The sequence below is a fragment of the Micromonospora sp. NPDC023966 genome (assembly GCF_040639095.1).
Lineage (GTDB): Bacteria > Actinomycetota > Actinomycetes > Mycobacteriales > Micromonosporaceae > Micromonospora.
This window is the reverse complement of sequence record NZ_JBEZZJ010000011.1, coordinates 40,950-64,313: the sequence shown is the minus strand read 5'-3', so window position 1 is coordinate 64,313 and position 23,364 is coordinate 40,950. Positions and strand designations below refer to the sequence as shown.

The following is a 23,364-nucleotide window of genomic DNA, read 5'->3' as shown; positions in this document are numbered from 1 at the left end:
TGTCCTCACATCGCCAGGCGGACGGCGGCGGTCAGCACCAGCTGGGCCAGGGCCAGCGGGACCAGCACCAGCCAGCAGAGGCGCTGGAGCTGGTCCTCGCGCAGCCGCGGATAGCTCACCCGGAGCCAGATGATCACGAACGCGACGGCGAACACCTTGAGCAGGGTCCACAGCCAGCCGAGCTGCGCGTCGGCGAACGGGCCCTGCCAGCCGCCGAGGAAGAGCACCGTGGTCAGCGCGGCGATCACCACGATGCCGACGTACTCGGCGAGCAGGAAGAAGGCGAAGCGCAGGCCGGTGTACTCGGTCATGTAGCCGAAGACCAGCTCGGAGTCGGCCACCGGCATGTCGAACGGTGGCCGGCGGATCTCGGCCAGCCCGGCGACGAAGAAGATCACCATGGCCGGCGCCTGCCAGAGCAGCCACCAGGGGTGCCACGCCTCCACGATGCCGGGCAGGCTGAGCGTCCCGGCCGCCATCGCCACCGAGGCGGCGGCCAGCACCAGCGGCAGCTCGTAGCCGAGCAGCTGGGCCGCCCCGCGCAGCCCGCCGAGCAGGCTGTACTTGTTGGCCGAGGCCCAGGCCGACATCAGCACCGCCAGCACCCCGATGCCGACCACGGCCAGCACGAAGAACAGGCCGATGTCGAGCGGCTGCCCGACCAGATCGCCCGGACCGAGCGGGATGACCAGCAGGGCGAGCAGGTAGGGCACCAGGGCCACCGCCGGGGCCAGCCGGAACACCGGCCGGTCCGCGTCGCGCGGGGTGACGTCCTCCTTCTGCACGAACTTGATGCCGTCGGCGACGAGCTGTGCCCAGCCGTGGAAGCCGCCCGCGTACATCGGGCCGAGCCGGCCCTGCATGTGGGCCATCACCTTGTGCTCGGCCTGGCCCACGATCAGCGGCAGGGTGAGGAACGCGACCAGTACGCCCGCCACCCGGAGGACCAGCTCCAACCAGGTCGGCATCAGCCCTCCCCCTCCTCGGCGCCGGCCGCCGGCTCCGGCCGCGCGGGGCCGGTCGGCCGCTCGCCGGGCACCGGGCGCCCGATCGGGCCGGGCTCCGCGGGCGCGGGTGGCGGTTCCCGGCGGGCCGGACGTTCGCCCGGGGCGGAGCGCGCCGGGCGTTCCCGGGCCGGGCGGGCCGGCGTACCCCCGCGAGGACCCTCGCCCGCGCCGGCCGCGCCGGCCGGCGTGCGCGTCGTCCCCCACTCCCCCGGCGCCGGCACGCCCGGCGGCCGGATCGGCCGGCGGCCGCCGCCGGCCTCCGACTCACCGGGTTCCTTCGCGCCCGGCCACGGCTTGGCGACCCGGGAGGCGAGCACGAACTCCTTGCGCAGCGGATGGCCCTCGAACTCCGGCGGCAGCAGCAGCGGCCGCAGCTCGCCGTGCCCGTCGAAGCCGATGCCGAACATCTCGTGGGTCTCCCGCTCGTGCCAGGCCGCGCCGGGGAAGACGTCGACCACGGACGGCACCACCGGCGTCTCCCGGGGCACCCGGGTGCGCAGCAGCAGCCCGTGCCGGTGCCGGGTCGACCAGAGGTGGGCCACGACGTCGAAGCCCTCGGCCAGCTCGTCGACCGCCGACAGCCAGTCGAAGTAGTCGCAGCCCAGCTCGGCGTCGCCGCGCGCCGCGCGCACCGCGTCGCCCCAGCTCGCCGGGGGTACGTCGACGGTGGCGCGGGCGTACCCCTGACCGCCGGAGACCGATGCGACGGCCTCGACGGGCGCGAGCAGCGCGACCACCCGCCGGCCGACCTCTTCCGGAGTCATGCCGCTGATCCTATGGCCGGCGCCCCGGAGCCGTGTCGGGCGTCCACGCCCGCCCGGGCGGGATCCGGCCCTTTGCCGGGCACGCGGGCCCCCGGCGGGGAAGGATGGACAGCGTGCGCGCTGTCACTGTGACTCCCGGCGTCCCCAATTCGCTCCGCCTCGACGACGACTGGCCCGAGCCGGCCCCGGAGGAGGGCGCGATCCTCGTCCAGGCCCTGGCCGTCGGCGTCTGCGGGACCGACCAGGAGATCATCGCGGGCGAGTACGGCCAGGCTCCGCCCGGCCAGGAACGGCTGGTGCTCGGGCACGAGTCGCTGGGCCGGGTGCTGGAGGACCCGACGGGAACCCTCCAGCCCGGCGACCTGGTGGCCGGGATCGTCCGGCACCCGGACCCGGTGCCCTGCCCGAACTGCGCCGTCGGCGAGTGGGACATGTGCCGCAACGGCCGGTACACCGAGCACGGGATCAAGGGGCTGTCCGGCTTCGCCCGGGACCGCTGGCGGGTACAGCCGAGGTTCGCCGTCCGCCTGGACCCGGCGCTCGCCCCGGTCGGGATGCTGCTGGAGCCGACCAGTGTGGTGGCGAAGGCGTGGGACCACATCGAGCGGATCGGCAGCCGGGCCGTGTGGCAGCCGCAGAGCGTGCTGGTCACCGGGGCCGGGCCGATCGGGCTGCTGGCCGCCCTGCTGGGCGTGCAGCGCGGGCTGTCGGTGCACGTACTGGACCGCAACAAGACCGGCCCGAAGCCGGAGCTGGTCCGCTCGCTCGGCGCGACGTACCACACCTCGACGGTGGCGGAGCTCGACTTCCAGCCGGACGTGGTGGTGGAGTGCACCGGCGCCCCGGTGGTGGTGTTGGACACGATGCGCAAGGCGGGGACGAACGGCATCGTCTGCCTGACCGGGGTGTCCAGCGGCGGCCGGACCCTCGACCTCGACGCGGGGGCGCTGAACCGGGAGCTGGTGCTGGAGAACAACGTGGTCTTCGGCTCGGTGAACGCCAACCGGCGGCACTGGGAGCTGGCGGCGGAGGCGCTCGCCCGCGCCGACCAGGCCTGGCTCAGCTCGCTGGTCACCCGCCGGGTGCCGGTCTCCTCGTACGCCGACGCCTACGCCTCCACCGGCGCGGACATCAAGGTGGTGCTCGACTTCGAGCAGTGAGGCGGGGCGGCGGAGCGCGGGCTCCGGCGCCCCGGAACCTCAGATGCCGGGGAGCCGGCCGTTGCGGAACAGGTCCACGAAGAGCTGGTGGTCCTCGCGGGTCCGGATGCCGTAGGTGTGCGCGAACTCGATCAGGTAGGCGACGAAGCTCTCCGGGTCGGCGTCCACGACCGCGACGATCGCCTCCTCGGTGGAGTAGTCCACCAGGTCGTGGCTGGACTCGTCGTCGGCCACCGAGTGCATCCGGGCCACCGCCCGGCCCAGGTCGGCGAGGACCCCGGCCAGCTCCTCCGGCTCGTTCACGTCGGCCCAGTCGAGGTCCGCCGCGTACGGGGAGACCTCCGCGACGAGCTGACCGGCGCCGTCCAGCTCGGTGAAGCCCAGCCACGGGTCGGCGTGCGCCTGCAACGCCCGCTGCGACTCGGCGGTCCGGTGCCCCTGGTGCCGGAAGTACGAGCGGACCCGCTCGTCGTCGATGTGCCGCGCCACCGCCGGCACCTGGGCCTGCTTCATGTAGATGACGACGTCGTTCTCCAGCGCCTGGGTGTGCCCCTCCAGCAGCAGGTTGTAGGAGGGCAGTCCGGCGGAGCCGATGCCCACGCCCTTGCGCAGCACCACGTCCTTGATGTTCGCGGCGACCGGGCGGAGCCGGGCGGTCGCCGCCGGCAGCGTGTCCAGGTAGTCCTGGAACGCGGCGCTGACCTGCTCGCGGGTCGCCGCGTCGATCTCGTAGATCCCGTCGCCGAGGGAGAACCGGCGCTCGTAGTTGTCGATCGTGGTCTGGGTGGCGAGCAGGTCGACCCGGGTGTTCAGCCGGGCCTGCTGGAGCACCCGGCGCAGCACGCCGTCGGCGTTGTCCAGGGTGATCGAGCCGATCGCGTCGTCCCCGCCGGCCGCGATGGCCCGCAGCTCGCCCAGGTACGACCGGGCGAAGCCGGCCACCAGCTCGCCGATCACCCGGTCGGAGAGCGCCTTGGCGTAGCCGAGCAGGGCCACGCTGGCGGCGAAGCGCTTCAGGTCCCAGGAGAATGGCCCGACGTACGCCTCGTCGAAGTCGTTGACGTTGAACACGAGCTGCCCGGAGCCGTTCATGTAGGTGCCGAAGTTCTCGGCGTGCAGGTCGCCGTGGATCCACACCCGGCTGGTCCGCTCGTCGAGGAACCGGTCGCTGGCGAAGTCGCCGCGCTGGTCGGCGTAGAAGAGCGAGGCGCTGCCCCGATAGAAGGCGAACGGTGAGGCGGCCATCTTGCGGAACTTGCGGCGGAACGCCGCCGGGTCGATCGCCATCGACGCGCCGAACTCCTCGGTCAGCACGTCGACGATGAAGGCGGAGCGCTTGTCCGCGGACTGGGTCATGGTCCGCAGGCTAGACCTCGGCCGCCACCTCGGGATCAGCCGGCCGGAGGACGTACCGGTGGCGCGGTGAGGGATTCCACCGGCCGGGGAGTGCTCTCCGCGGGCCGCGGGTCGACCGGCGGGGCGAGCCGGTCGGGGCGGGGCACGCCGCCGACGCCGGACTCCTCGGCAGCGATCTTCTCCTGGAGGCGGAGGATGCCGTGCAGCAGCGCCTCCGGGCGGGGCGGGCAGCCGGGCACGTAGACGTCGACCGGGATGAGCTGGTCGACCCCCTTGGTCACCGAGTAGGAGTCCCAGTAGGGCCCGCCGCAGTTGGAGCAGGCGCCGAACGAGATGACGTACTTCGGCTCGGGCATCTGGTCGTAGAGCCGCTTGACCGCCGGGGCCATCTTGTCGGTGACCGTGCCGGAGACCACCATGAGGTCGGCCTGGCGGGGGCCGTGGGCGAACGGGATCACGCCGAGCCGCATGAAGTCGTGCCGGCCCATGCTGGTGGCGATGAACTCGATGGCGCAGCAGGCAAGCCCGAAGTTGAACACCCAGAGCGAGTAGCGGCGGCCCCAGTTCAGCACGAACCGGATCGGCTCGCCGAGCACGGCCGGCAACTGCACCTCGCGCCTCCCTCAGCTGTCTTGGAACAGACAGTCAACCACAGGGCCGGCGTGGGCAACCCGCGCAACCGGCGCCGGCGTCAGGGCGTGTGACGAGGGTGACCGCGCCGGCGGCACGTGCACGGGGAGGATCAGATGACGGTGACGAGGGAGCCACGGCTCGGCGAGCCGCCACCCGGGGGGACAGCGGACCGGCCGGAACGCCCGGACGGGCGCGAGGCGATCGACTTCGACGGGCTCTACCATGCGCACTTCCGGTCCCTGACGCTCCAGCTCGCCGCCTACTGCGACGACCTGTCGCAGGCGCAGGACGTGGTGCAGGAGGCGTTCTGCCGGGCGTTCGCCCGCTGGTCCCGGGTGTCCCGCTACGACGACCCGGTGGCCTGGGTACGCCGGGTCGCCTGGAACCTGGCCACGAGCCGGTGGCGGCGGCTGCGCACGGCCCAGTCCTGGCTGCACCGGCAGCGCGAGGAGCACGTGCCGGGCCCGGGCCCGGACCGGGTGGCGCTGACCGCCGCGCTGGCCCAGTTGCCGGCCGTCCAGCGCCGCGCCGTGGTGCTGCACTACCTGGCCGATCTCACGGTCGTGCAGATCGCGGAGCAGGAGGGGGTGCCGGAGGGCACCGTCAAGTCCTGGCTGCACCGGGGCCGGGCCGCGCTGGCGGCCCGGCTGGCCACCACGAACGAGGTGAACCACCATGACTGAATTCGAGGACATCCTGGTCAGCGGCGAGTTCGCCGCGTTCCGGGAGGCGTACGCCCCGGCGGTGCAACCGGCCGGGACGACGGCGGTGCGGGAGACCGTCCGCCGCCGGCGCCGGCGTACCGCGGTGGTCACCGCGGCGGCCGTGGTGCTCGCCGTGGCCATCCCGGTGGGCGCGAACGCCGCCCTGAACCGGCGCCCCGGTCCGCCACCGGGGCCGGCCCAGACCGCCACCCCGAGCCCGTCGGAGTCGACCGCCTCACCCACCCCGCCGACGCCGACGCCGAGCACGGCCAGCCCCACCCCGGCCGCCCCGGACGGGCGGATCACCCGGTCCCAACTGCTCGCCGCCCGGCTGGACCTGGCGGCCTGGCCGGGGTACGCCCCGAAGACCTGCGTCAGCGACGACGTCCGGCTCCGGTCCGGGCCGCAGTCGGATTCCGTGCCGACGCTGCTGACCGATCCCCGCTACGGCGACCTCGACGGCGACGGCGCGACCGAGACGGTGGCCCTGGTGGCCTGCCGCTACGGCGAGGCCTCGGCGAAGCAGGTGCTGGCCTTCGACCGGGACGACACCGGCCGGATCGTCACCATGGGCCGGGTGGTCGGCACCCACGACGGGATGGACGACATCACCGACTTCTCGGTGCGGGACGACGGGAAGATCCGCGCGTACGTGGCCGACATCCAGCCGTGTTGCAGCACTCCGGAGTGGTCGCCGCAGCGGCAGTGGCGGACCTACGCGTGGACCGGCGAGCGGTTCACCCAGACCGCGGGGCCGACGAAGTTCGGCGTCGACCCCCGGCTGACCAACCTCACCCTGACGGCCGGCGACCTCGTCGTCGGGCCGGCCGACACGAAGGGCAACCGCACCGCCACGGTGACCGTCACGGTGGTGAACAACGGACCGGTGGACGTGCCGCAGCTCGGCTTCTCCGATTTCTACACCATCGGCGAGCCGGCGGGCGGGGACCTGAGCCGGTGCCGGATGGTGCGGTCGGACGGGCCGGAAGCCTGCGTGCTGGACGGCCTGCCGGCCGGGAAGCGGAAGACCTACACCTTCACCTTCCGCTACGAACCGCTGGAGGCTGACATCCAACCAGCCCTCAGGGTCATCCACTACGACTCGCAGGAGCGGTACTGGAACGACCTGAGCCGGAAGGACAACCACGTCGACCTGCACACGGCCGGCTAGACGCGCCGCGTCGCGTTCGCGACCGCGGTCGACGCGAGCTGACCGGCGACGACGAGGCCCGTCCGGGATCCCGGACGGGCCTCGTTCCGCTTCGGTGCCTCACCTCAGGAGAAGGTGATCCCTGTGTCGTGCGGCAGCCAGTGGCCCGTGAGGTCGCCCGAGGTGACCTCGTAGCTGAGCCGGCCGTTCACCCAGGCGCTGGCCTGCACCGAGAAGGTGGACGCCGCGTCGACCTTGACCTCCTTGGAGCCGACGACCTTGCCGGTGTCGTCGTAGGCGTATGCGGTGTAGCTGCCCGGTGCGACCTTGATCTCCCGGGCCGGCACGTACCGGTGTTCCACCGCCTTGCCGAGGAGGACGCGCTGGCCGTACTCCTCCGGCACCAGGTACCCGGCGAGCGCCCCTCCGGTGACCCGGTAGTAGATGCCGCGGTTGCGGACCCGGATCCGCTGGTCCACTGCGGCCCGGGTCGGCTTGCTGAAGGACGCCGACTTCTCCCCGGTGACGGCGCCCTTGACGTCGAAGGTGTAGCCCTTGTGGGTACCGGCCTCGAACTGCACGGTGCCCTTGAGGTCCGGCACCGGGTAGTCGGAGCGGAGGTTGTACGCCAACTCGGCGAAGGCCGGCGCGTGGGTCACCCCGTAGAGGCTGAGGGTCTGCCGGGTGTGCACCTGGTGGTACTTCACGTGGTTGTGGGTGCACTTGATCGAGTACCGGCTCGCCCAGTCCTCCACCCGGATCTTCGACGGCAGGTAACGGCGGACGGTGCTGGCCGCCCCGTCGAAGATCGTGACCGCGCGGCTGTCCTTGGTGATCCGCCAGTAGTCGTAGACGCCGAACATGGAGAAGATGTGGCCGTTCATCACCCGCTCGCCGCGCAGGGCATCGCTCTCCGGGTATTCCTCGAGCCAGAGGTAACCGTCGGGGTCGGTCCAGACGGCCCAGGGGGCCTTCTCGTCCGGGGGCAGGGTCAGACTGAGGAAGGTCTTGTCCGCCGCTTCCTTCCACTTGGCGTCGCCGGTCTCCTCGAACAGCCGCACGAAGACACTGAGCAGCTGCCCCTGCGACATGCCGCTGTACCAGGTGGCCTTGATGACCGGGCGCCCCTTGCATCGAGTGAGATCGAATTCATAGGGGTACCACCAGGCGCCGCGCGACTCCACGCGCCGGTCCAGGTTCCGCTGGGCGTTCGCGATGGCCCGGTCCAGGTACCGGCGGTCGTTGGTGGCCTCCCAGCTGGTGAGGTTGCGCAGCGCCCACTGCGCCTGCGCGACCGGGTGGTCCCAGAGCTTGTCGTCCTTCTTGAACATCCGCACGCCCTGGTCGTCGTGCTGCCCCGCGTCGACCAGCGGCGCCGGTTCCTCTTCCTTGGACGGCAGGGCCTCGGCGGACACGCCGTGCAGCTGGTAGCCGTCCCGCTTGAACTCCAGGTCGCCGTCCGACCGGTTGCAGGCGGCGAGCATCGGCGCCACCCCGGCGAGCAGGCCCACAAAAAGGACGGCGGCCGTCCAACGGGCAGGGCGCGACCAACGTAGCTTAATCATCGAAATCCCCCGCGTATCTTCAACGTTGGGACGCTAGCGGACCCTCGGCTGATCAAGCACCACCGGATCGGTCGACCTGGCGGGCCTTGTGTTGCGGCGACATCGACCGAACGGGCCGCCCCGCGTTACCAGGCCGGCCGTTGCAGCAGCCCGACGAACTCCACCAGCAGCCGCTCCCGCAGCCGGACCGGGGCGGCCTGGAGCAGGGTGTTCACCGCGGCCATCCGGTCCGGCGCCGGACCGGTGCCGAGCCTCAGGCCGGCGGCGAGCCCGGCGATCAGGTCGGGGGTGAGCGCCTCCGGGGTGAGGCTGCCGGCGAGCGCCAGGAGCTCCGGCGGCAGCACGACCGGTCCGGCCGACCGGGCGGCGGCCGCCGCGTCGGCCAGCGCCGGGCCGAACTCGGCCACCCGCGGGGCCACCGCCGCGGTCACCGTGAGGTGCACGCTGGCCGGCAGGCCGGCGTACGCGAGCTGCGGCTGGGTGTGCCAGCCCCGGGCGGTCAGCTCGTCCACCAGCAGGAACAGGTCAAGGCCCGGGTCGTCGGCGGTGAAGCAGACCACTGTCGACTCCGGCTCGGCCATCAGCCGCAGCCCGTCGACGGCGCGGACCGCGTCGGCCAGCCCGGCTACTGCGTCCCGGGTCCGCGCGGCCAGCCGCAGGTAGCCGTCCTCGCCGAGGTGCCGCAGGGTGGCGTACGCGGCGGCGATCGGCCCGCCCGAGCGGGTCGAGGCGATCACCGGGTTGACCATCGTGTAGCCGGGCCAGTCGGCGTACGCGAAGAACTGCGGCGCGCGCAGCCCCGGGTCGCGGTGCAGCAGCACCGACACCCCCTTCAGGGCGTACGCGTACTTGTGCAGGTCGACCGAGATCGAGGTGACCCCGGGCACGGCGAAGTCGAACGGGGGCACCGGCGCGCCGAGCCGGCGCAGCCAGGGCAGCGTCCAGCCGCCGAAGCACGCGTCCACGTGGCAGCGCACGCCCGCCTCGGCCGCCACGGCCGCGATCTCCGCCACCGGGTCGACGACGCCGTGCGCGTACGACGGGGCGGAGGCCACGACCAGCACGGTCTCCGGCCGGATCGCGGCGGCCACGTCGGCGACGGCCGGGCGCAGGGTCACCGGGTCCACCGGCACCGGGTCGAGGGCCACCCGCAGGTAGTGGGCCGCCTTGGCGAAGGCGGCGTGCCCGCTGACCGGCACCACGATCCGCGGCTCGGCCAGGTCGGGCCGGGCGTCCCGGGCCGCCTTGACGGCCAGGATCAGCGACTCGGTGCCGCCGCCGGTGACGCTGCCGACCACGTCCGGCGCGGCCGTGCCGGGGCCGCCGCCGAGCAGCCGTGCGGCCGCGCCGACCAGCGCGTTCTCCATGGCCAGCAGGGACGGGAAGGCGGTCGGGTCGAGGCCGTTGACGTGCGCGCTCTCCGCGTGGGCGGCCTGCGCCAGCTCGTCCAGCCCGGCCACCCCGGGGTCGTAGACGTAGGCGAAGAGCCGCCCGCCGTGCGTCGGCCGGTCGGCCGCCCGCAGGGCCCGGATCTCGTCGAGCACCCGCGCCGCGGGGACCCCCTCGACGGGCAGCGCGCCCGCCCCTGCCGTGTCGGTCATCGGGCTCGGATGTTCCTCTCGTGACGGTCCGGCCGGGCGGACGGATTCGCGTGCCTCACGCCGGCACCGTCGGCGCGGCCGGGCCGGGGGCAGGCACGGCGGCCAGCTGGGCCGGCGTCAGGGTGTAGCCGCGCAGCAGCACCACCGGGGCGGCGACCAGCAGGGCCGGCAGGACCGTGAAGCCGAGCAGCACGCCGAGCCGGGCGGTCGCCGACTGGGCGGCGGCGACCCCGGTGGACGAGGAGACGTAGCCCGAGAGCTGGAGGACCAGGCCGTAGATGCCGGGGCCGAGGGCCAGGCCGAAGGTCTCCCCGGCGGTCCACAACCCGGTGAACACGCCGGCCTGCCGCCGGCCGGTGCGCGCGGTGTCGTAGGCGATGCAGTCGGGCAGCATGGCGAGCGCGAAGACCTGTTGGCCGGCGTAGCCGACGCCGATCAGCGCGACCACGGCGTACACCGCGGCGGCCGGGACCGCCGGGGCGGCGACCAGGGCCAGCGCGCCGGCCGCGAAGAGCAGCGACGCGACGACCAGGGCGGCGCGCTTGCCCAGCCGGGCGCCGGCCCGGGTCCACAGCGGCATGACCAGCAGGGCCGGGCCGACGAAGCAGGCGAAGAGCAGGGTCGGCCCGCTGTCCGGGGCGCGGAGCACCTGGTCGGCGAAGTACTTCACCCCGGCCAGCACGGTGGCCACCCCGGCGGACTGGATCACGAAGCAGGCCAGCAGCACCCGGAACGGCCGGTTGCGGCCGGCGACCGCGAGCTGGGCGCGCAGGCTGGGCTCGCTCTCCCCCACCGTGCCGCTCGGCGCGGAGCGGGTGCCGAGGAAGGCGCCGACCGTGCCGGCCACGATCAGCACCGCCACGAACAGGCCCATCCAGCGGTGCCCGGGCACGCCGTCGCCACCGGCGGTCACCACGGCCGGGGCCACCGCGCCGGCGACCAGGATGGCCAGCGCCAGCACCGCGATCCGCCAGCTCATCAGCCGGGTACGTTCCGCCGGGTCGTCGGTCAGCTCGGCGGGCATGGCCACGTAGGGCACCTGGAAGAAGGCGAACGCGGTCGCGGTGGCCAGGAACGCCAGGGCCACGTACGTGCCGGCGGCCGGGCCGGTCCCGAACGGCGCCGCGAAGATGGCGGCGAAGAGCACGGCCAGCGCGAGCCCGCCGCCGAGCAGGTAGGGCCGGCGCGCGCCCCAGCGGGACCGGGTCCGGTCGGAGATCCGCCCGGCGACCGGGTTCACCAGCACGTCCCACGCCTTCGGCAGGAGCACCAGGAGGGCGGCCACCCCGGCGGCGACGCCCAGCGTGTCGGTGAGGTACGGCAGCAGGAGCAGCCCGGGCACCGTGCCGAACGCGCCGGTGACCAGCGAGCCGAGCGCGTATCCGGCGTGCACCCGGCGGGGCAGGCTCCCGCCCGTTGCTGTCATGGAGCCGAATGCTACTCACGTTGTGCCGGCGGTCACATCCCCTCGTCGGGCGACCAGGCGGCCGCCGCCATGTCCACCCCGGCGGGGCGCAACGGGCAGCCCTCGGCGCGCAGCCGGGCCCGCGCCTCCACCTCGTGCCCCGGTGGCAGCCGGCCGGCCGAGTTCACCACCCGGTGCCAGGGCACTCCGCCCCCGTGCCGGGCCATGATCGAGCCGACCAGCCGGGCCGAGGCCCGCCCCGACCGGTCGGCCAGCGCGTCGGCCACCGCCCCGTACGACATCACCCGGCCGGGCGGGATCCGCTCGACCAGGTCCAGCACCGCCTCGACGTACTCGTCAGGTGTCACGGGCTGCCACGATATGGGAACGCGCCGAGGTGCGGCGGACCGCAGCGCGCAGAATGGTCGGGTGCGCGAAGCAGTCACCTCGGCCCGCCGGATCGTCGTCAAGATCGGGTCGTCCTCGCTGACCACCCCGGCGGGCGGCCTGGACGACACCCGGGTCGACGCGCTGGTCGACACGCTCGGCGCGCTGGCCGCCGCGGGGCGCGAGGTGGTGCTGGTCTCCTCCGGTGCGATCGCCGCCGGCCTGGCCCCGCTCGGGCTGCCCCGGCGCCCCCGCGACCTGGCCACCCAGCAGGCCGCCGCCAGCGTCGGTCAGGGCCTGCTGATCGGCCGGTACGCGGCGGCCTTCGCCCGGCACCGGCTGACCGTCGGGCAGGTGCTGCTCACCGTCGACGACGTGACCCGGCGGGCGCACTACCGCAACGCCTACCGGACCCTGCGCAAGCTGCTCGACCTGCGGGCCGTGCCAATCGTCAACGAGAACGACACGGTGGCCACCGAGGAAATCCGGTTCGGCGACAACGACCGGCTCGCCGCCCTGGTCGCCGCCCTGGTCGACGCCGACCTGCTGGTGCTGCTGTCGGACGTGGACGCGCTCTGGACCGGCGACCCGACCCGCGCCGGCAGCACCCGGATCACCGAGGTGCACGGCGAGGGCGACCTGGCCGGGGTGGACATCGGCGGCGCGGGCCGGGCCGGGGTGGGCACCGGGGGCATGGTCACCAAGGTCGAGGCGGCCCGGATCGCCACCGGCTTCGGCATCCCGGTGGTGCTCACCGCCGCGCCGCTGGCCGCGCCCGTGCTGACCGGCGAGCCGGTCGGCACCTTCTTCCACCCGAGCAGCCGGCGCCCGGCCGCCCGGCTCTTCTGGCTGGCGCACGCCACCGCCCCGCGCGGCCGCCTGCACCTCGACCCGGGCGCGGTGCAGGCGGTGGTCGGCCGGCGCAAGTCCCTGCTCCCGGCCGGGATCACTGCGGTGGACGGCGCGTTCACCGCCGGGGACCCGGTGGACCTGGTCGACACCGAGGGCGCGCCGGTCGCCCGCGGGCTGGTCAACTACGACGCGATCGAGCTGCCCGGGCTGCTCGGCCGCTCCACCTCGGAACTCGCCGCGGCGCTCGGCCCGGCGTACGAACGGGAGGTCGTCCACCGCGACGACCTCGTACTGCTGTGAGGAGTGCTGGCATGAGCGTGGTCGAGCAGGCCCGCCGGGCCCGGGGCGCGGCGGAGGCCCTCACGGTCGCCACCCGTACGGTCAAGGACGCCGCGCTGCACGCGATGGCCGACGCGCTGGTGGCGCGTACTCCGGAGATCCTGACCGCGAACGCGGCGGACCTGGCGGCCGGGCGCGAGGCCGGGCTGAGCGCGGCCGTGCTGGACCGGCTGGCCCTCGACGAGGGCCGGGTGGCCGGCATCGCCGACGCGCTGCGCCAGATGGCCGCGCTGCCCGACCCGGTCGGTGAGGTGGTCCGCGGCGCGACCCTGCCCAACGGGCTGGAGCTGCGCCAGGTCCGGGTGCCGTTCGGGGTGGTCGGCATCATCTACGAGGGCCGCCCCAACGTGACCGTCGACGCGGCCGGGATCTGCCTGAAGTCCGGCAACGCGGCCCTGCTGCGCGGCTCCTCCTCGGCGGCGCACTCCAACGCGGCCCTGGTCGCGGTGCTCCGCGACGCGGTCGCCGGGGCCGGCCTGCCGGCCGACGCGGTGCAACTGCTCGACGCCAGCACCCGCGACTCGGTGAAGGAGCTGATGCGCGCCCGGGGTCTGGTCGACGTGCTGATCCCGCGCGGCGGCGCGTCGCTGATCAAGGCCGTGGTCGAGGAGTCCACCGTGCCGGTGATCGAGACCGGGGTGGGCAACTGCCACGTCTACGTGGACGCCGCCGCCGACCTGGCCAAGGCCGTGGCCATCACCCTGAACGCCAAGACCCAGCGCCTGTCCACCTGCAACACCGCCGAGTCGTTGCTGGTGCACGCGGGCGTCGCGGACGCCTTCCTGCCGGCCGTGCTGGCCGCCTTCGCCGACGCCGGGGTGACCGTGCACGGCGACGCGCGGGTGGCCGCGTACTCGGACGCGGTGGTGCCGGCCACCGAGGAGGACTTCGACACCGAATACCTCTCCGCCGACATCTCGGTCGCCGTGGTCGACTCGCTGGACGCGGCGGTCGCGCACATCCGGCGGCACGGCACCGGGCACACCGAGGCGATCGTCACCGACTCCCAGCCCGCGGCGCGCGAGTTCGTGGCCCGGGTGGACGCCGCGGCGGTGATGGTGAACGCCTCCACCCGGTTCACCGACGGGGGCGAGTTCGGCTTCGGCGCCGAGATCGGCATCTCCACCCAGAAGCTGCACGCCCGTGGCCCGATGGGGCTGCCCGAGCTGACCAGCACCAAGTACGTGGTCACCGGGGACGGCCACCTGCGCTGACCGGCCGGCCCGGACGGCTCAGGTGGTGGGCGCGGCCGGCTCGGGCGGCGCCGACCCCGGTGCGGACGGCGGGGCCGGCCTCGGCAACGGGACGACGGGCGGCAGGATCAGGTCGTTCGCGGGCGCCGGGCGCGGCGCGGGCACCAGCGGCGCCACGAACGGCGCGCCGGAGACCGGGGCCTCGGGCGTGGTCGGGCGGCAGGCCCGGATCGCCCGTAGCGTGGTGTGCACGTCGAACTGGTGGCCGTCGTCGCTGTCCCAGCCGCCGTCGCTGCGCTGCGTCTCGGCGAGCCGCCGACGGGCGGAGACCAGCAGCCACTGCTCCTCACCCACGTCGACCCGGCGCAGCGTGGCGGCGAGCCAGGCCACGTCGGCCGGGGACATCCGCGGGATGCGCTCGGCCAGCACCGCCTGGATCCGGGCCGACTCGTAGTACATCTGCTGGCGGTGCAGCACGGCCGCGGCGAGCCAACCGGCCGGGAGGAAGGACGGCCAGCTGCCGTCCGGCGCGAGCTGCGCGGCGAGCGCCTGGGCCGCCGCCTGCACCACCCCGGCGTACGCGCCGCCGACCCGGTGGTCGAGCGGGCCGGCGGCGCGGGCGTCCAGCCCGGCCACGGTCAGCCAGAACCCGGCGTTGGCGGTCAGCAAGAGCCGGGCCTCGGGGTCGCCCGGGGTGGCCCACTCGGGGGCGAACCCGGCCAGCGACGGGTCCTCGTCCCAGCCGCCGTCGGCGAGCTGGCGGGTGGCCAGCCAGTCCAGGGCGTGCCGGGCGGCGGGGCGGCCCAGCGCGCCGAGGTCGTCCAGCTCGGCCAGGCGGTAGCAGGTCGCGTCGACCGAGGCGACCTCGCCGTCGAGCACGGCGGGCCAGCCGCCGCCGGGGGCCTGCCCCGACTCGGCCGCGTCGAGCAGCTCGGACGGCACCGGGGCACCGGTGCGCAGCCGGGAGAGGCGGGCGCGGTCCACCGCGTCGCCATGCGCCACGACGAAGCCGATCGCCGCGTCCAGATCCACCACGCAAGCCACGCTACCGGCGCAAACGCGGTTACGCCTCGGTAGCTCGGCCAGGGGTGGCCCGGCCCACCGGCGGTACGCGAAGGGCCCTCCCGGCACACCCGGGAGGGCCCTTCGACGCGGGCGACTCAGTACGCCGGCAGCGCCGGGTCGATCTGCTTGATCCAGGAGAGCACCCCGCCCTGGACGTGCACGGCGTCCTTGAAGCCGGCCGCCTTGAGCGCGGCGAGCGCCTCGGCGGAGCGGACGCCGGACTTGCAGTGCAGCACGATCTGCTTGTCCTGCGGGAGCTTCGCCAGGGCGTCGCCCGAGATGATCTCGCCCTTGGGGATCAGGGTGGCGCCGGGGATCCGGACGATCTCGTACTCGGCCGGCTCGCGGACGTCGACCAGGAAGATGTCCTTGCCGGCGTCCTGCCACTCCTTGAGCTCCAGCGCGGTGATGGTCGAGTCGACCACCGCCTCCTGCGCCTCGTCGGAGACCGCGCCGCAGAAGTCCTCGTAGTCCTCCAGCAGGTCGGTGACCGTCGGGTTGTCCCCGCAGAGCACGCAGTTCGGGTCCTTGCGGACCTTGATCTTGCGGTAGCTCATCTCCAGGGCGTCGTAGACCATCAGCCGGCCGACCAGCGGCTCGCCGATGCCGGCGAGCAGCTTGATCGCCTCGTTGACCTGGATGGAGCCGATGGACGCGCAGAGCACGCCCAGCACGCCGCCCTCGGCGCAGGACGGGACCATGCCGGGCGGCGGCGGCTCCGGGTAGAGGCAGCGGTAGCAGGGGCCGTGCTCGGCCCAGAACACCGACGCCTGGCCGTCGAACCGGTAGATCGAACCCCAGACGTACGGCTTGCCGAGCAGCACGGCCGCGTCGTTGACCATGTAGCGGGTGGCGAAGTTGTCGGTGCCGTCGACGATCAGGTCGTACCGGGCGAAGATCTCCCGGACGTTGTCCCGGTCCAGCGCGGTGTTGTGGATCTCCACGTTGACCAGCGGGTTGATCTCGCGGATCGAGGCGGCGGCGGACTCGGCCTTGGATCGGCCGACGTCGGAGACGCCGTGGATGATCTGGCGCTGGAGGTTGGACTCGTCGACGGTGTCGAAGTCGATGATGCCGAGGGTGCCGACGCCGGCGGCGGCGAGGTACATCAGGGCCGGCGAGCCGAGACCGCCGGCGCCGACGCAGAGCACCCGGGCGTTCTTCAGCCGCTTCTGCCCCTCGACCCCGACGTCCGGGATGATCAGGTGGCGCGAGTAACGACGGATCTCGTCTACGGTCAGCTCGGCGGCGGGCTCGACGAGCGGGGGCAACGACACGGTGGACTCCCCGGGATCGGCGGTGGGACCGCGTCATTGTCGCTCGCCCCGGTAGGGATCGGCCATGATGAGGGCCACGTAGCCCGACATGCGGGAGCGGGAATAACTCAGACCCCGTCGGTCGGCTCGCCCTCGTAGCGGATCCCGTCGACGTACGGCCAGGCGTTCGGCACGCAGCCGTCCAGCCCGTACGTCTGCTGCTGCATCACCGGGGCCGGCGCGCCGGGCCCGGGGCAGGCCTGGTGCAGCTCGCCGAACTCGTGCCCGACCTCGTGGTTGACCACGTAGGTCCGGTACACCTCCAGCGGGGCGCCGTAGTCGGGCACCGCCTCCAGCCAGCGGGCCAGGTTGATGATGACCCGCCCGGGCAGCCGGCAGGAGGTGTAGCGCTCGGTGCTCAGCCCGCCCTCGGCGCACATCCGCTCGGAGGTGGCCGGGGTGGCCAGGTAGATGGTGAAGTCGGCGGCGACGGCCTCGGGCACCCGCTGCACCCGCAGCTCACCCGAGGCGATCCAGCTACGCGGGTCGCCGAGCACCGCGTCCACCGTGGCGGCGAACTCGTCGACGTCCTGCCCGGCGCCCTGCTCGACCTCGACGCGGTAGCGGCGCAGCGGGCCGTCCTCGCCGCGCACCGGGGAGCGGCTGTCGGCGGCGGCGAAGCTGCCGGGGCCCTCGGCGGGGTACCCGCTCGGCTCGGTCCGGGCCCCCGCGCCGGTGCCGTTGGCCAGCGACGGATCGGCGGAGAGCGGATGCCGGGTGGACAGGTGCACCGGCCCGCCCGGGCCGGCCAGCCGGGTCGCCCCGAACGCGCCGGCACCCGCGGCGAGCAGCACCGCCAGGAGCAGCGTGGCCCGCCGGCGGCGGCGCCGCATCCGGCGCAGGCTGGGACGGCCCGGCGCCGGGGGCCCGGGGCGGGCCGGCGGACGGTCGAAGTCGAGCCGGGGCGACGGGCGGTCGCCGACCGGCGCGGGGTCCTCAGGCGGGTCGTAAGGGGACGACGGCGTCATGACATCAGCGTGCCATGGCAATTCGGGCAATTAGCCCTTTTTGCCAGTCCTCCCGCGAAATACTTCTCATCGCCAGGATCAGGTCTCTCACACCGACGGACCGGTGTACCGCCTCCCACCCACGTACGGCCACGGGTTCGCCCGGCAGCCGTTCAGGAACAGCGTCTGCTGCTGCATCACCGGCGCCGCCCGGCCCGTCCCCGGGCAGGCCTCGTGATGGTGTCCGAGCTGGTGACCCACCTCGTGGTTGATGACGTAGAGCCGGTAGGTGTCCAGCGGCAGCTTCGCCGCGACCAGGTGCGGCGCCGACGTCCGCCACCGATCCAGGTTGATCACCACCTTGCCGGTGACGCGGCACGACGTGTACGGCACGCCGCCCACCCGGATGTCGATGCCCCCGGCCCGGCAGAGCCGGCCCGCGGTGTCCCGGGTGGCCAGGTAGATCGTGAAGTCGGACCGGCTGCCCGGCCCGACCCGCTGCAACCGCAACCGGCCACCGTCCACCCAGCTCCCCGGCCCGGCCAGCGCCCGCTGCACGGCGTCGCCGAAGGCGCGCACGTCCTCCCCGGAGCCGTCCTCCACCGCCACCCGGAACCGGCGCAGCACCCCGGCCCGGCCCAGCACGCCGCCGGCCCGGTCGTCGTATCCGAAGCTGCCCCGCCCGTGCGCGGGCACCGGGCCGGGCAGGCGCAGCACCGGCGCCACCGGAATGCTCGGCGCCGGGTCCGGCGACGGCGGCGCGCTCGACGGCGGCGCCACGGTCGGCATGAGTGGCTGGGCCGTCGAGGCGGCATCGGCCAGCGCCTCGACCCCGACCGACGGATGTTGCAGCGCCACCCCGATGCCGATCGCGGCGGCGACGAGGAAGGCACCGGCCACGACCGCGGAACGCCAGCGACCGGCGGGCGGGGCGGTGGGCCGCGCGGCACGCGGACGGGCGGAGGTGGGCATCCGGCTCAGCCTGCCATGTCGCGGCGCAGCCCGCTCTCCTCCGTTTCGGCGATCAGGGCCCTGGCCTGCGCCTCCCCCCGCTCCCCACCCGGCGGCGATCCGCCCGGGGACGCCTCGGCGAGCAGCGCCAGCACCGCCCGCGCCACGGTCCGGGGCACCTCCAGCTGGGCCACGTGCCCGACGCCGTCGAGCAGCAGCAGGCGGCTGTCCGGGATCACCCGGGCGGCCTGCGGCGCCACCCGCACGTCGACCAGCCGGTCCTGCCGCCCGCCCACCACCAGCGTGGGCGCCCGCACCGCCGCCGCCAGCCGCCACAGCGAGCCCGACCCGGGCAGGTAGGACCGCAGGAAGCTGGATACCAGGCCCCGGAAGGTACGGACGTAGGCGGCCGCGTAGTGCGCCGCCTCGTAGCGGATCCGGATCTCCTCGACCGCCTCCCGCCGGCGCTGCTCGCTGATCCGGGTCAGGTCGGCGATGCACGCCTCCATCACCTGCTGGGCCATCACCTCGGGAGCGAGCTGGGCCAGCCGCCGGGCGGCCAGCCGCTCGCCCCGGGGGACCGCCAGCAGCGGCAGCATCCGTCCCTGCAACGAACGCCGGAAGTCCAGGAACGGCAACGCCGGGGAGATCAGGGTCAGCGTGCGGACCAGATCCGGACGCAGCGCCGCCACCCGGACCGAGACGGCGCCGCCGAGCGAGTTGCCGAACAGGTGCACCGGCCCCCGGTCGCTGTGCTCGATCCAGCGGACCACCCGCTCGGCGAAGGCCGGCACGGTGTAGCGCCGGCCGGGCTCGCTGCGCCCGAAACCGGGCAGGTCGATCGCCTGGCCGTCGAGCCGGTCGGCGAGCAGGCCGGCCAGGTCCGTCCAGTTCTGCGACGAGCCACCGAGGCCGTGCACGTAGAGCGCCGACTCGGCGCCGGGGGCGGTGGCCGGGGTGTCCCGCACAAACGTCACCGTGCCGTCGAGACAGACCTGCCGGCCGGGCCAGGGCGGCGGGACGTGATGCGCGGGCAGGAGATCGTCCGGCCAGAGGGCGGCGGGCTTCATGGTTCCAGTCTTCCCGGACCGGCCCGGCCCGACACCGGCTCAGGCGAGCAGGGCCTCCAGCCGGCGGTTCACCGCGGCCAGGGTCGCCCGGACCACGGCCTGCCGGGGATCCCCGGCGACCAGGGCCGAGCCGGCGAGCTGCTCCACCCAGCCGTCGCAGACCAGCAGCACCACCACCGTCGCCACCTCGCAGTTGCCGAACGGCACCACGGCGGCGTGCTCGACGAAGCACCGGCCCCGCTCGCCGGCCGGCGCGGCCCGGCCGAGCAGTTCGTCCACCGCGGCGGCCGCGGCCACCGCGCAGAGCCGCATCACGTAGCCGTCGACGGCGGGCCCGGTGGAGTGGCCCTCCGCCGTCCGGTCGCCGGCGATCAGGCGGACCTCCACGGTGGCGTCGAGGCCGAAGGTGCTCACCTGGACGTGGTCGATCACCACCCGGGGGCCCGGCAGGCCGCCGGTGTCCAGCGGTCGCGACGGCGCGGTCTCCGTCGTGCTCATCTGCCCGCCGGAGTACGAGGTGCCGAGCGTGACCGGGCTGCCGGTGGCCGTGCCGGCCGGGGCGGTGGCGAGCGAGGACTCCTCGACCGTGGCCCGGCCCCGGTGGCTGCTGGCCTGCCGGCGGCGGCGCGGCTCGACGCCCGGGTCGGCGCCCTCGGCGGGCGCCTCGGCGAGCCGGCCGGCACGCGCCTCGGGCGCGGCGAACCGACCCTCCCCGGACCGGTTCTCGGCCGGCCGGTTCGGACCGGACCGCGCCGCGCCGCCCACCTCCTCGGCCGCACGGAACTGCGGACCGGACCGCGCCGCGCCGCTTACCTCCTCGGCCGCACGGGACTGCGGACCGGACGGCACCGCCCCGCCCGCCTCTTCGGTCGTACGGGGCTGTGCGCCGAACGGCGCCGGACCGGTCGGTTCCTCGGTCGGACGGGACTGCGGGCCGGACCGGGCCGCCGGATCCTCGGCAGGGCGGTCGGCGCGCTGGGCCGACCGGCGGCGGACCGGGGGCGGCGGGGTCGCCGGGGCGCCGGGCAGGTTCTGCGGGGCGGCGGCCAACCCCATCCGCTCCTGGAGCAGGCGGGCCACCACCCGGCTCACCTCGGCCGGGTCCGCGCCGTCGGCGAGGTCCAGCCGGAGGCTGTGCGCGCCGGCCGGGGTGCGGCGCAGCGCGGCATCCCGGACGCCGGCCACCTCGCGGACGGCGTCGAGGATCGCGTTGACGTCGAAGCCCTCCGGCCTCTCGCGCAGCGGCGCGGGTTCGTCGTCCCGGCGCAGGTGGGTGGCGATGCGGGCGAGTTCCGGGGTCTCGGCGGACGGTTCCACGGCGGGCGGCTCCGGCACGACGGGCACGTCCGGCTCGGCGGGGACGCGCTGCGGCAACACCGGGGTGAGTTCGGCCGGCTGGGGCTCGGCGACCGCCTCGGCGGTCGGCACCGGCTCCGGGGCGGACCGGCGGGCCGCGTAGGGAGGTGCGCTCGTGGGGGCGGGCGCGGGGGTGCGGTCGTAGGGGGCCACGCCGCCGGTGGCGGGGGCCGACGGGAGGCCGGCCGGCTCGGCGGGCGGCCGCTCCGCCCCGCCCGGCAGCCGGTACGGCGCGCCCTCCCGCTCCTCGGCGGCGCGGACGGCCGGCGCGGGCGGGTAGCCGGTGGACGGCGGCCCGGTGGGCGCCTCGCGGGGCACCGGCGGGGCGCTGGTCGGGGTGGTGTGCGGCGGCGCGCTGAACGGGGTCACCGGCACGGGCGGCCCGGCCCACGGGGGCCGCTCGGGGACCTCCCGGGCGGCCGGCTCGTAGGCCGCACGCGGCTCGGCGTCACCCCGGGGCGCCTCGTACCGCCGGGCCGGCTCGGCGCGCGGCGGCTCGTAGCCCGCGGGTGGCTCGGCGCGGGCCGGCTCGTAGCCCGCGGGTGGCTCGGCGCGGACCGGCTCGTACGGGCGGACCGGCTCCGGCCGGGGCGGGTCGTACCCAACGGGGGGCTCGGCCCGGGCCGGCTCGTACGGGCGGGACGGCTCGGGCGCCCACTCCTCGCGGGCGGCCCGGCGGCCGACCGGCTCGTCCTCGCGGGCGCGGCGGCCGGCGGGCTCCTCCTGCTCGCGGGCGCGGCGGCCGGTCGGTTCGTCTCCGCGGCCCCACGGCGGCGCCCAGCCTCCGCCCCAGCTGGGGCGGTTCCAGGCGGGGCCGGACCATTCCGGTTCCCCGGCGGGCGGGCGCTCCCCGGCCGGCCCGGCGCCCCGGTCGTCGGCGGCGGCGCGCGGCTGCTCGGTGGCCGACCGGCGCTCCTCGGCGGCCCCGGCGGGCGGGGCCGACGTGGGCCGGTCGCCCCAGCCCCGGGAGAGCGACGGCGCCTCGCTCGGTGGCTGCTCCGGCGGGAAGCGGTCGGCCGGGCCGGCGGAGCGCGGCGCCTCGGCCGGGGGCTGCTCGGGCGGGAAGCGGTCGGCCCAGCCGTGGGAGAGCGACGGGGCGGGTTCGGAGCGCTCGGCGGTCGGGGCGTGGAAGCCCGGGGGCACCTCGAAGCCGGAGGCGGCGGCGCCGACCGGCGGCACCTGGAGGGCCGGTGGCGCGGATGTCGGGCCGCTCTCCGCCCAGCGCGGGGCGCGCCCCGCCGGCGGGTCGTCGGAGGCGTGCCGGGAGCCGGTGGGCTCGGCCTCGGCGGTCGGCTGCTCGACCGCGGGCGCGGGCCGCTGGGCCGGCACGACCAGCCGGCCGCCGTCGGTGTCCCGGCGCGGCTCGTCCGCGGGCGGGGCACTGACCGGCGCCGGGCGGGTCACGGGCGACTCCTCCCCGCCGTGGTGCACGCCGTTGACGTGGCGGCCGTTGACCCGGACGGGCGGCTCCTCGTCGGTCAGTCCGGGCAGCGGGGCCGGGAGGTCACCGTGCCGGGGGGACGAGGCGCCCCAGCCGGTGGTGAGGTCGGCGCGGGGCCAGCCGCCGGGCGCCGGTGCGCCCCGGGCCCAGCCGGTCGCCGGGGGCGCCCACCCGCTGCCGGCGTGGGCCAGGTCGTCCTGCTGACCCGTGCCGTCGCCGTGCTCTCCCGGGGTGGCGGCTCCGGGTTGCCCTGATTCACTCACCGCGCGCTCCTTGGTCGCCCCCGCTGAGGCTACCGTGTGGTGACAGTGGCGATAAGTTACAGCGGCGGGCCAATTCCGCGACGGGTTCACGAACCCGGACCGGTTCGGGTGTTAAGTGCCGGCTCGTACAGAGAAACTCGGAGGTTCCCATGACCGCTGTGGGGAACGGTGCGCAGACCGCCGGCCGGCCCACCCGCCTACCCCGCTCGGCGCGGCGCAAGCAGCTGCTCGCGGCCGCCCAGGAGGTGTTCGTCGCGCAGGGCTACCACGCCGCCGCGATGGACGACATCGCCGAGCGGGCGGGAGTCTCCAAGCCCGTGCTCTACCAGCACTTCCCCGGCAAGATGGAGCTCTACCTGGCGCTGCTGGACACGCACTGCGACGCCATCGTGGCGAAGGTGCACGACGCGATGCGCGGCACCAACGACAACAAGGAGCGGGTCGGCGCCTCGGTGCGCGCGTACTTCGACTTCGTCGACCACGAGAGCGAGGCGTTCCGGCTGGTCTTCGAGTCGGACCTGCGCAACGACCCGGCCGTGCGGCAGCGGGTGGAGCGGGTCGAGCAGGGCTGCATCGCCGCGATCACCGACACCATCATCTCGGACACCGGCGTGAGCCGGGCGCACGCCGAACTGCTCGCCTCCGGGCTGGTCGGTGCGGCCGAGACGGCCGCCCAGTTCTGGCTGGCCGGCGGTCGTCAGGTGCCCAAGGCGGAGGCCGAAGCCCTGGTCGCGGCCCTGTCCTGGCGGGGCATCGCTAGCTTCCCCCTGCAAGGTGAGTCAGCCTGAACATCGGGCCGCCAGATCGGATAGCCTTCCCAGGGTGGCTTTTTCGCCCCA

19 protein-coding genes and 1 pseudogene are annotated in these 23,364 nt (G+C 75.1%); 6 read left to right on the top strand and 14 right to left on the bottom strand.

All coding sequences use genetic code 11. The features are described 5' to 3' along the window. Positions 1 to 5: 5 nt before the first annotated feature. Positions 6 to 968, bottom strand: coding sequence for an NADH-quinone oxidoreductase subunit NuoH (gene nuoH / locus AB0F68_RS16740; protein ID WP_357338559.1), 963 nt, complete (start codon positions 966 to 968; stop codon positions 6 to 8). After that, positions 968 to 1,771 carry an NADH-quinone oxidoreductase subunit C gene (locus tag AB0F68_RS16735; RefSeq protein WP_357338554.1) on the bottom strand — a complete coding sequence of 268 codons (804 nt, stop codon included), beginning with the start codon at positions 1,769 to 1,771 and terminating at the stop codon, positions 968 to 970. The genes nuoH and AB0F68_RS16735 overlap by 1 nt, the downstream gene beginning before the upstream one ends. A 113-nt stretch (positions 1,772 to 1,884) precedes the next feature. Here AB0F68_RS16735 and AB0F68_RS16730 point away from each other — a divergent pair, with 113 nt between their 5' ends. After that, the gene (locus AB0F68_RS16730) at positions 1,885 to 2,931 is read left to right on the top strand and encodes a glucose 1-dehydrogenase (RefSeq protein WP_357338551.1); all 1,047 of its coding nucleotides are present in this window, start codon (positions 1,885 to 1,887) and stop codon (positions 2,929 to 2,931) included. A 39-nt stretch (positions 2,932 to 2,970) separates the two neighbouring features. On the opposite strand, the gene AB0F68_RS16725 is transcribed toward AB0F68_RS16730, so the two are convergent. After that, a complete protein-coding gene (locus AB0F68_RS16725; protein ID WP_357338549.1) occupies positions 2,971 to 4,287 on the bottom strand; it encodes a DUF2252 domain-containing protein in 1,317 nt (438 codons plus the stop codon). Between the two features lie 35 nt (positions 4,288 to 4,322). Beyond that, the gene (locus AB0F68_RS16720; protein WP_357338547.1) at positions 4,323 to 4,898 is read right to left on the bottom strand and encodes an NADH-quinone oxidoreductase subunit B family protein; all 576 of its coding nucleotides are present in this window, start codon (positions 4,896 to 4,898) and stop codon (positions 4,323 to 4,325) included. A gap of 135 nt (positions 4,899 to 5,033) precedes the next feature. Between AB0F68_RS16720 and AB0F68_RS16715 the strand changes: the two genes are divergently transcribed. Further along, on the top strand, positions 5,034 to 5,603 hold the full coding sequence (locus tag AB0F68_RS16715; protein WP_357338545.1) for a SigE family RNA polymerase sigma factor: 570 nt from the start codon (positions 5,034 to 5,036) through the stop codon (positions 5,601 to 5,603). Further along, positions 5,596 to 6,795, top strand: a complete 1,200-nt coding sequence (locus AB0F68_RS16710) for a hypothetical protein (protein WP_357338543.1) — start codon at positions 5,596 to 5,598, stop codon at positions 6,793 to 6,795. The genes AB0F68_RS16715 and AB0F68_RS16710 overlap by 8 nt, the downstream gene beginning before the upstream one ends. 104 nt (positions 6,796 to 6,899) lie before the next feature. Here the strand turns inward: AB0F68_RS16710 and AB0F68_RS16705 are convergent, their stop codons facing one another. From AB0F68_RS16705 to AB0F68_RS16690, 4 genes are all read right to left on the bottom strand, one after another. Next, on the bottom strand, positions 6,900 to 8,339 hold the full coding sequence (locus AB0F68_RS16705) for a D-glucuronyl C5-epimerase family protein (RefSeq protein WP_357338541.1): 1,440 nt from the start codon (positions 8,337 to 8,339) through the stop codon (positions 6,900 to 6,902). A 125-nt stretch (positions 8,340 to 8,464) separates the two neighbouring features. Then, on the bottom strand, positions 8,465 to 9,940 hold the full coding sequence (locus AB0F68_RS16700) for an aminotransferase class V-fold PLP-dependent enzyme (RefSeq protein ID WP_357338538.1): 1,476 nt from the start codon (positions 9,938 to 9,940) through the stop codon (positions 8,465 to 8,467). A gap of 55 nt (positions 9,941 to 9,995) precedes the next feature. Beyond that, on the bottom strand, positions 9,996 to 11,366 hold the full coding sequence (locus AB0F68_RS16695) for an MFS transporter (protein WP_357338535.1): 1,371 nt from the start codon (positions 11,364 to 11,366) through the stop codon (positions 9,996 to 9,998). A gap of 32 nt (positions 11,367 to 11,398) precedes the next feature. Beyond that, positions 11,399 to 11,713, bottom strand: coding sequence for an MGMT family protein (locus AB0F68_RS16690; protein WP_091317788.1), 315 nt, complete (start codon positions 11,711 to 11,713; stop codon positions 11,399 to 11,401). Positions 11,714 to 11,726: 13 nt separating this feature from the next. Here AB0F68_RS16690 and proB point away from each other — a divergent pair, with 13 nt between their 5' ends. Together proB and AB0F68_RS16680 are read left to right on the top strand one after the other, a co-directional pair. Next, positions 11,727 to 12,884, top strand: coding sequence for a glutamate 5-kinase (gene proB / locus AB0F68_RS16685; protein WP_357338532.1), 1,158 nt, complete (start codon positions 11,727 to 11,729; stop codon positions 12,882 to 12,884). Positions 12,885 to 12,895: 11 nt separating this feature from the next. Beyond that, positions 12,896 to 14,137: a glutamate-5-semialdehyde dehydrogenase gene (locus tag AB0F68_RS16680; protein ID WP_357338529.1), complete on the top strand. Its 1,242-nt coding sequence runs from the start codon at positions 12,896 to 12,898 to the stop codon at positions 14,135 to 14,137. A gap of 195 nt (positions 14,138 to 14,332) precedes the next feature. On the opposite strand, the pseudogene AB0F68_RS16675 reads toward AB0F68_RS16680, so the two are convergent. The 6 genes and pseudogenes from AB0F68_RS16675 to AB0F68_RS16650 all read right to left on the bottom strand — a co-directional run. Then, positions 14,333 to 15,202: pseudogene (locus tag AB0F68_RS16675) on the bottom strand (hypothetical protein); the annotation flags it as partial. Positions 15,203 to 15,276: 74 nt separating this feature from the next. After that, positions 15,277 to 16,458, bottom strand: a complete 1,182-nt coding sequence (gene moeZ / locus AB0F68_RS16670; protein WP_357338515.1) for an adenylyltransferase/sulfurtransferase MoeZ — start codon at positions 16,456 to 16,458, stop codon at positions 15,277 to 15,279. Positions 16,459 to 16,565: 107 nt separating this feature from the next. Beyond that, on the bottom strand, positions 16,566 to 17,465 hold the full coding sequence (locus AB0F68_RS16665; RefSeq protein WP_357338513.1) for a DUF3152 domain-containing protein: 900 nt from the start codon (positions 17,463 to 17,465) through the stop codon (positions 16,566 to 16,568). An 87-nt stretch (positions 17,466 to 17,552) separates the two neighbouring features. Then, positions 17,553 to 18,416 carry a DUF3152 domain-containing protein gene (locus AB0F68_RS16660; RefSeq protein WP_357338512.1) on the bottom strand — a complete coding sequence of 288 codons (864 nt, stop codon included), beginning with the start codon at positions 18,414 to 18,416 and terminating at the stop codon, positions 17,553 to 17,555. 5 nt (positions 18,417 to 18,421) lie between these two features. After that, positions 18,422 to 19,465 carry an alpha/beta hydrolase gene (locus tag AB0F68_RS16655; RefSeq protein ID WP_357338511.1) on the bottom strand — a complete coding sequence of 348 codons (1,044 nt, stop codon included), beginning with the start codon at positions 19,463 to 19,465 and terminating at the stop codon, positions 18,422 to 18,424. Positions 19,466 to 19,504: 39 nt separating this feature from the next. Beyond that, positions 19,505 to 22,525 (bottom strand): hypothetical protein, encoded by a 3,021-nt coding sequence (locus AB0F68_RS16650; protein ID WP_357338508.1) that lies wholly within the window; start codon positions 22,523 to 22,525, stop codon positions 19,505 to 19,507. A gap of 149 nt (positions 22,526 to 22,674) precedes the next feature. Here AB0F68_RS16650 and AB0F68_RS16645 point away from each other — a divergent pair, with 149 nt between their 5' ends. After that, positions 22,675 to 23,313: a TetR/AcrR family transcriptional regulator gene (locus tag AB0F68_RS16645; protein WP_074472473.1), complete on the top strand. Its 639-nt coding sequence runs from the start codon at positions 22,675 to 22,677 to the stop codon at positions 23,311 to 23,313. The last annotated feature ends 51 nt before the right edge of the window (positions 23,314 to 23,364 follow it).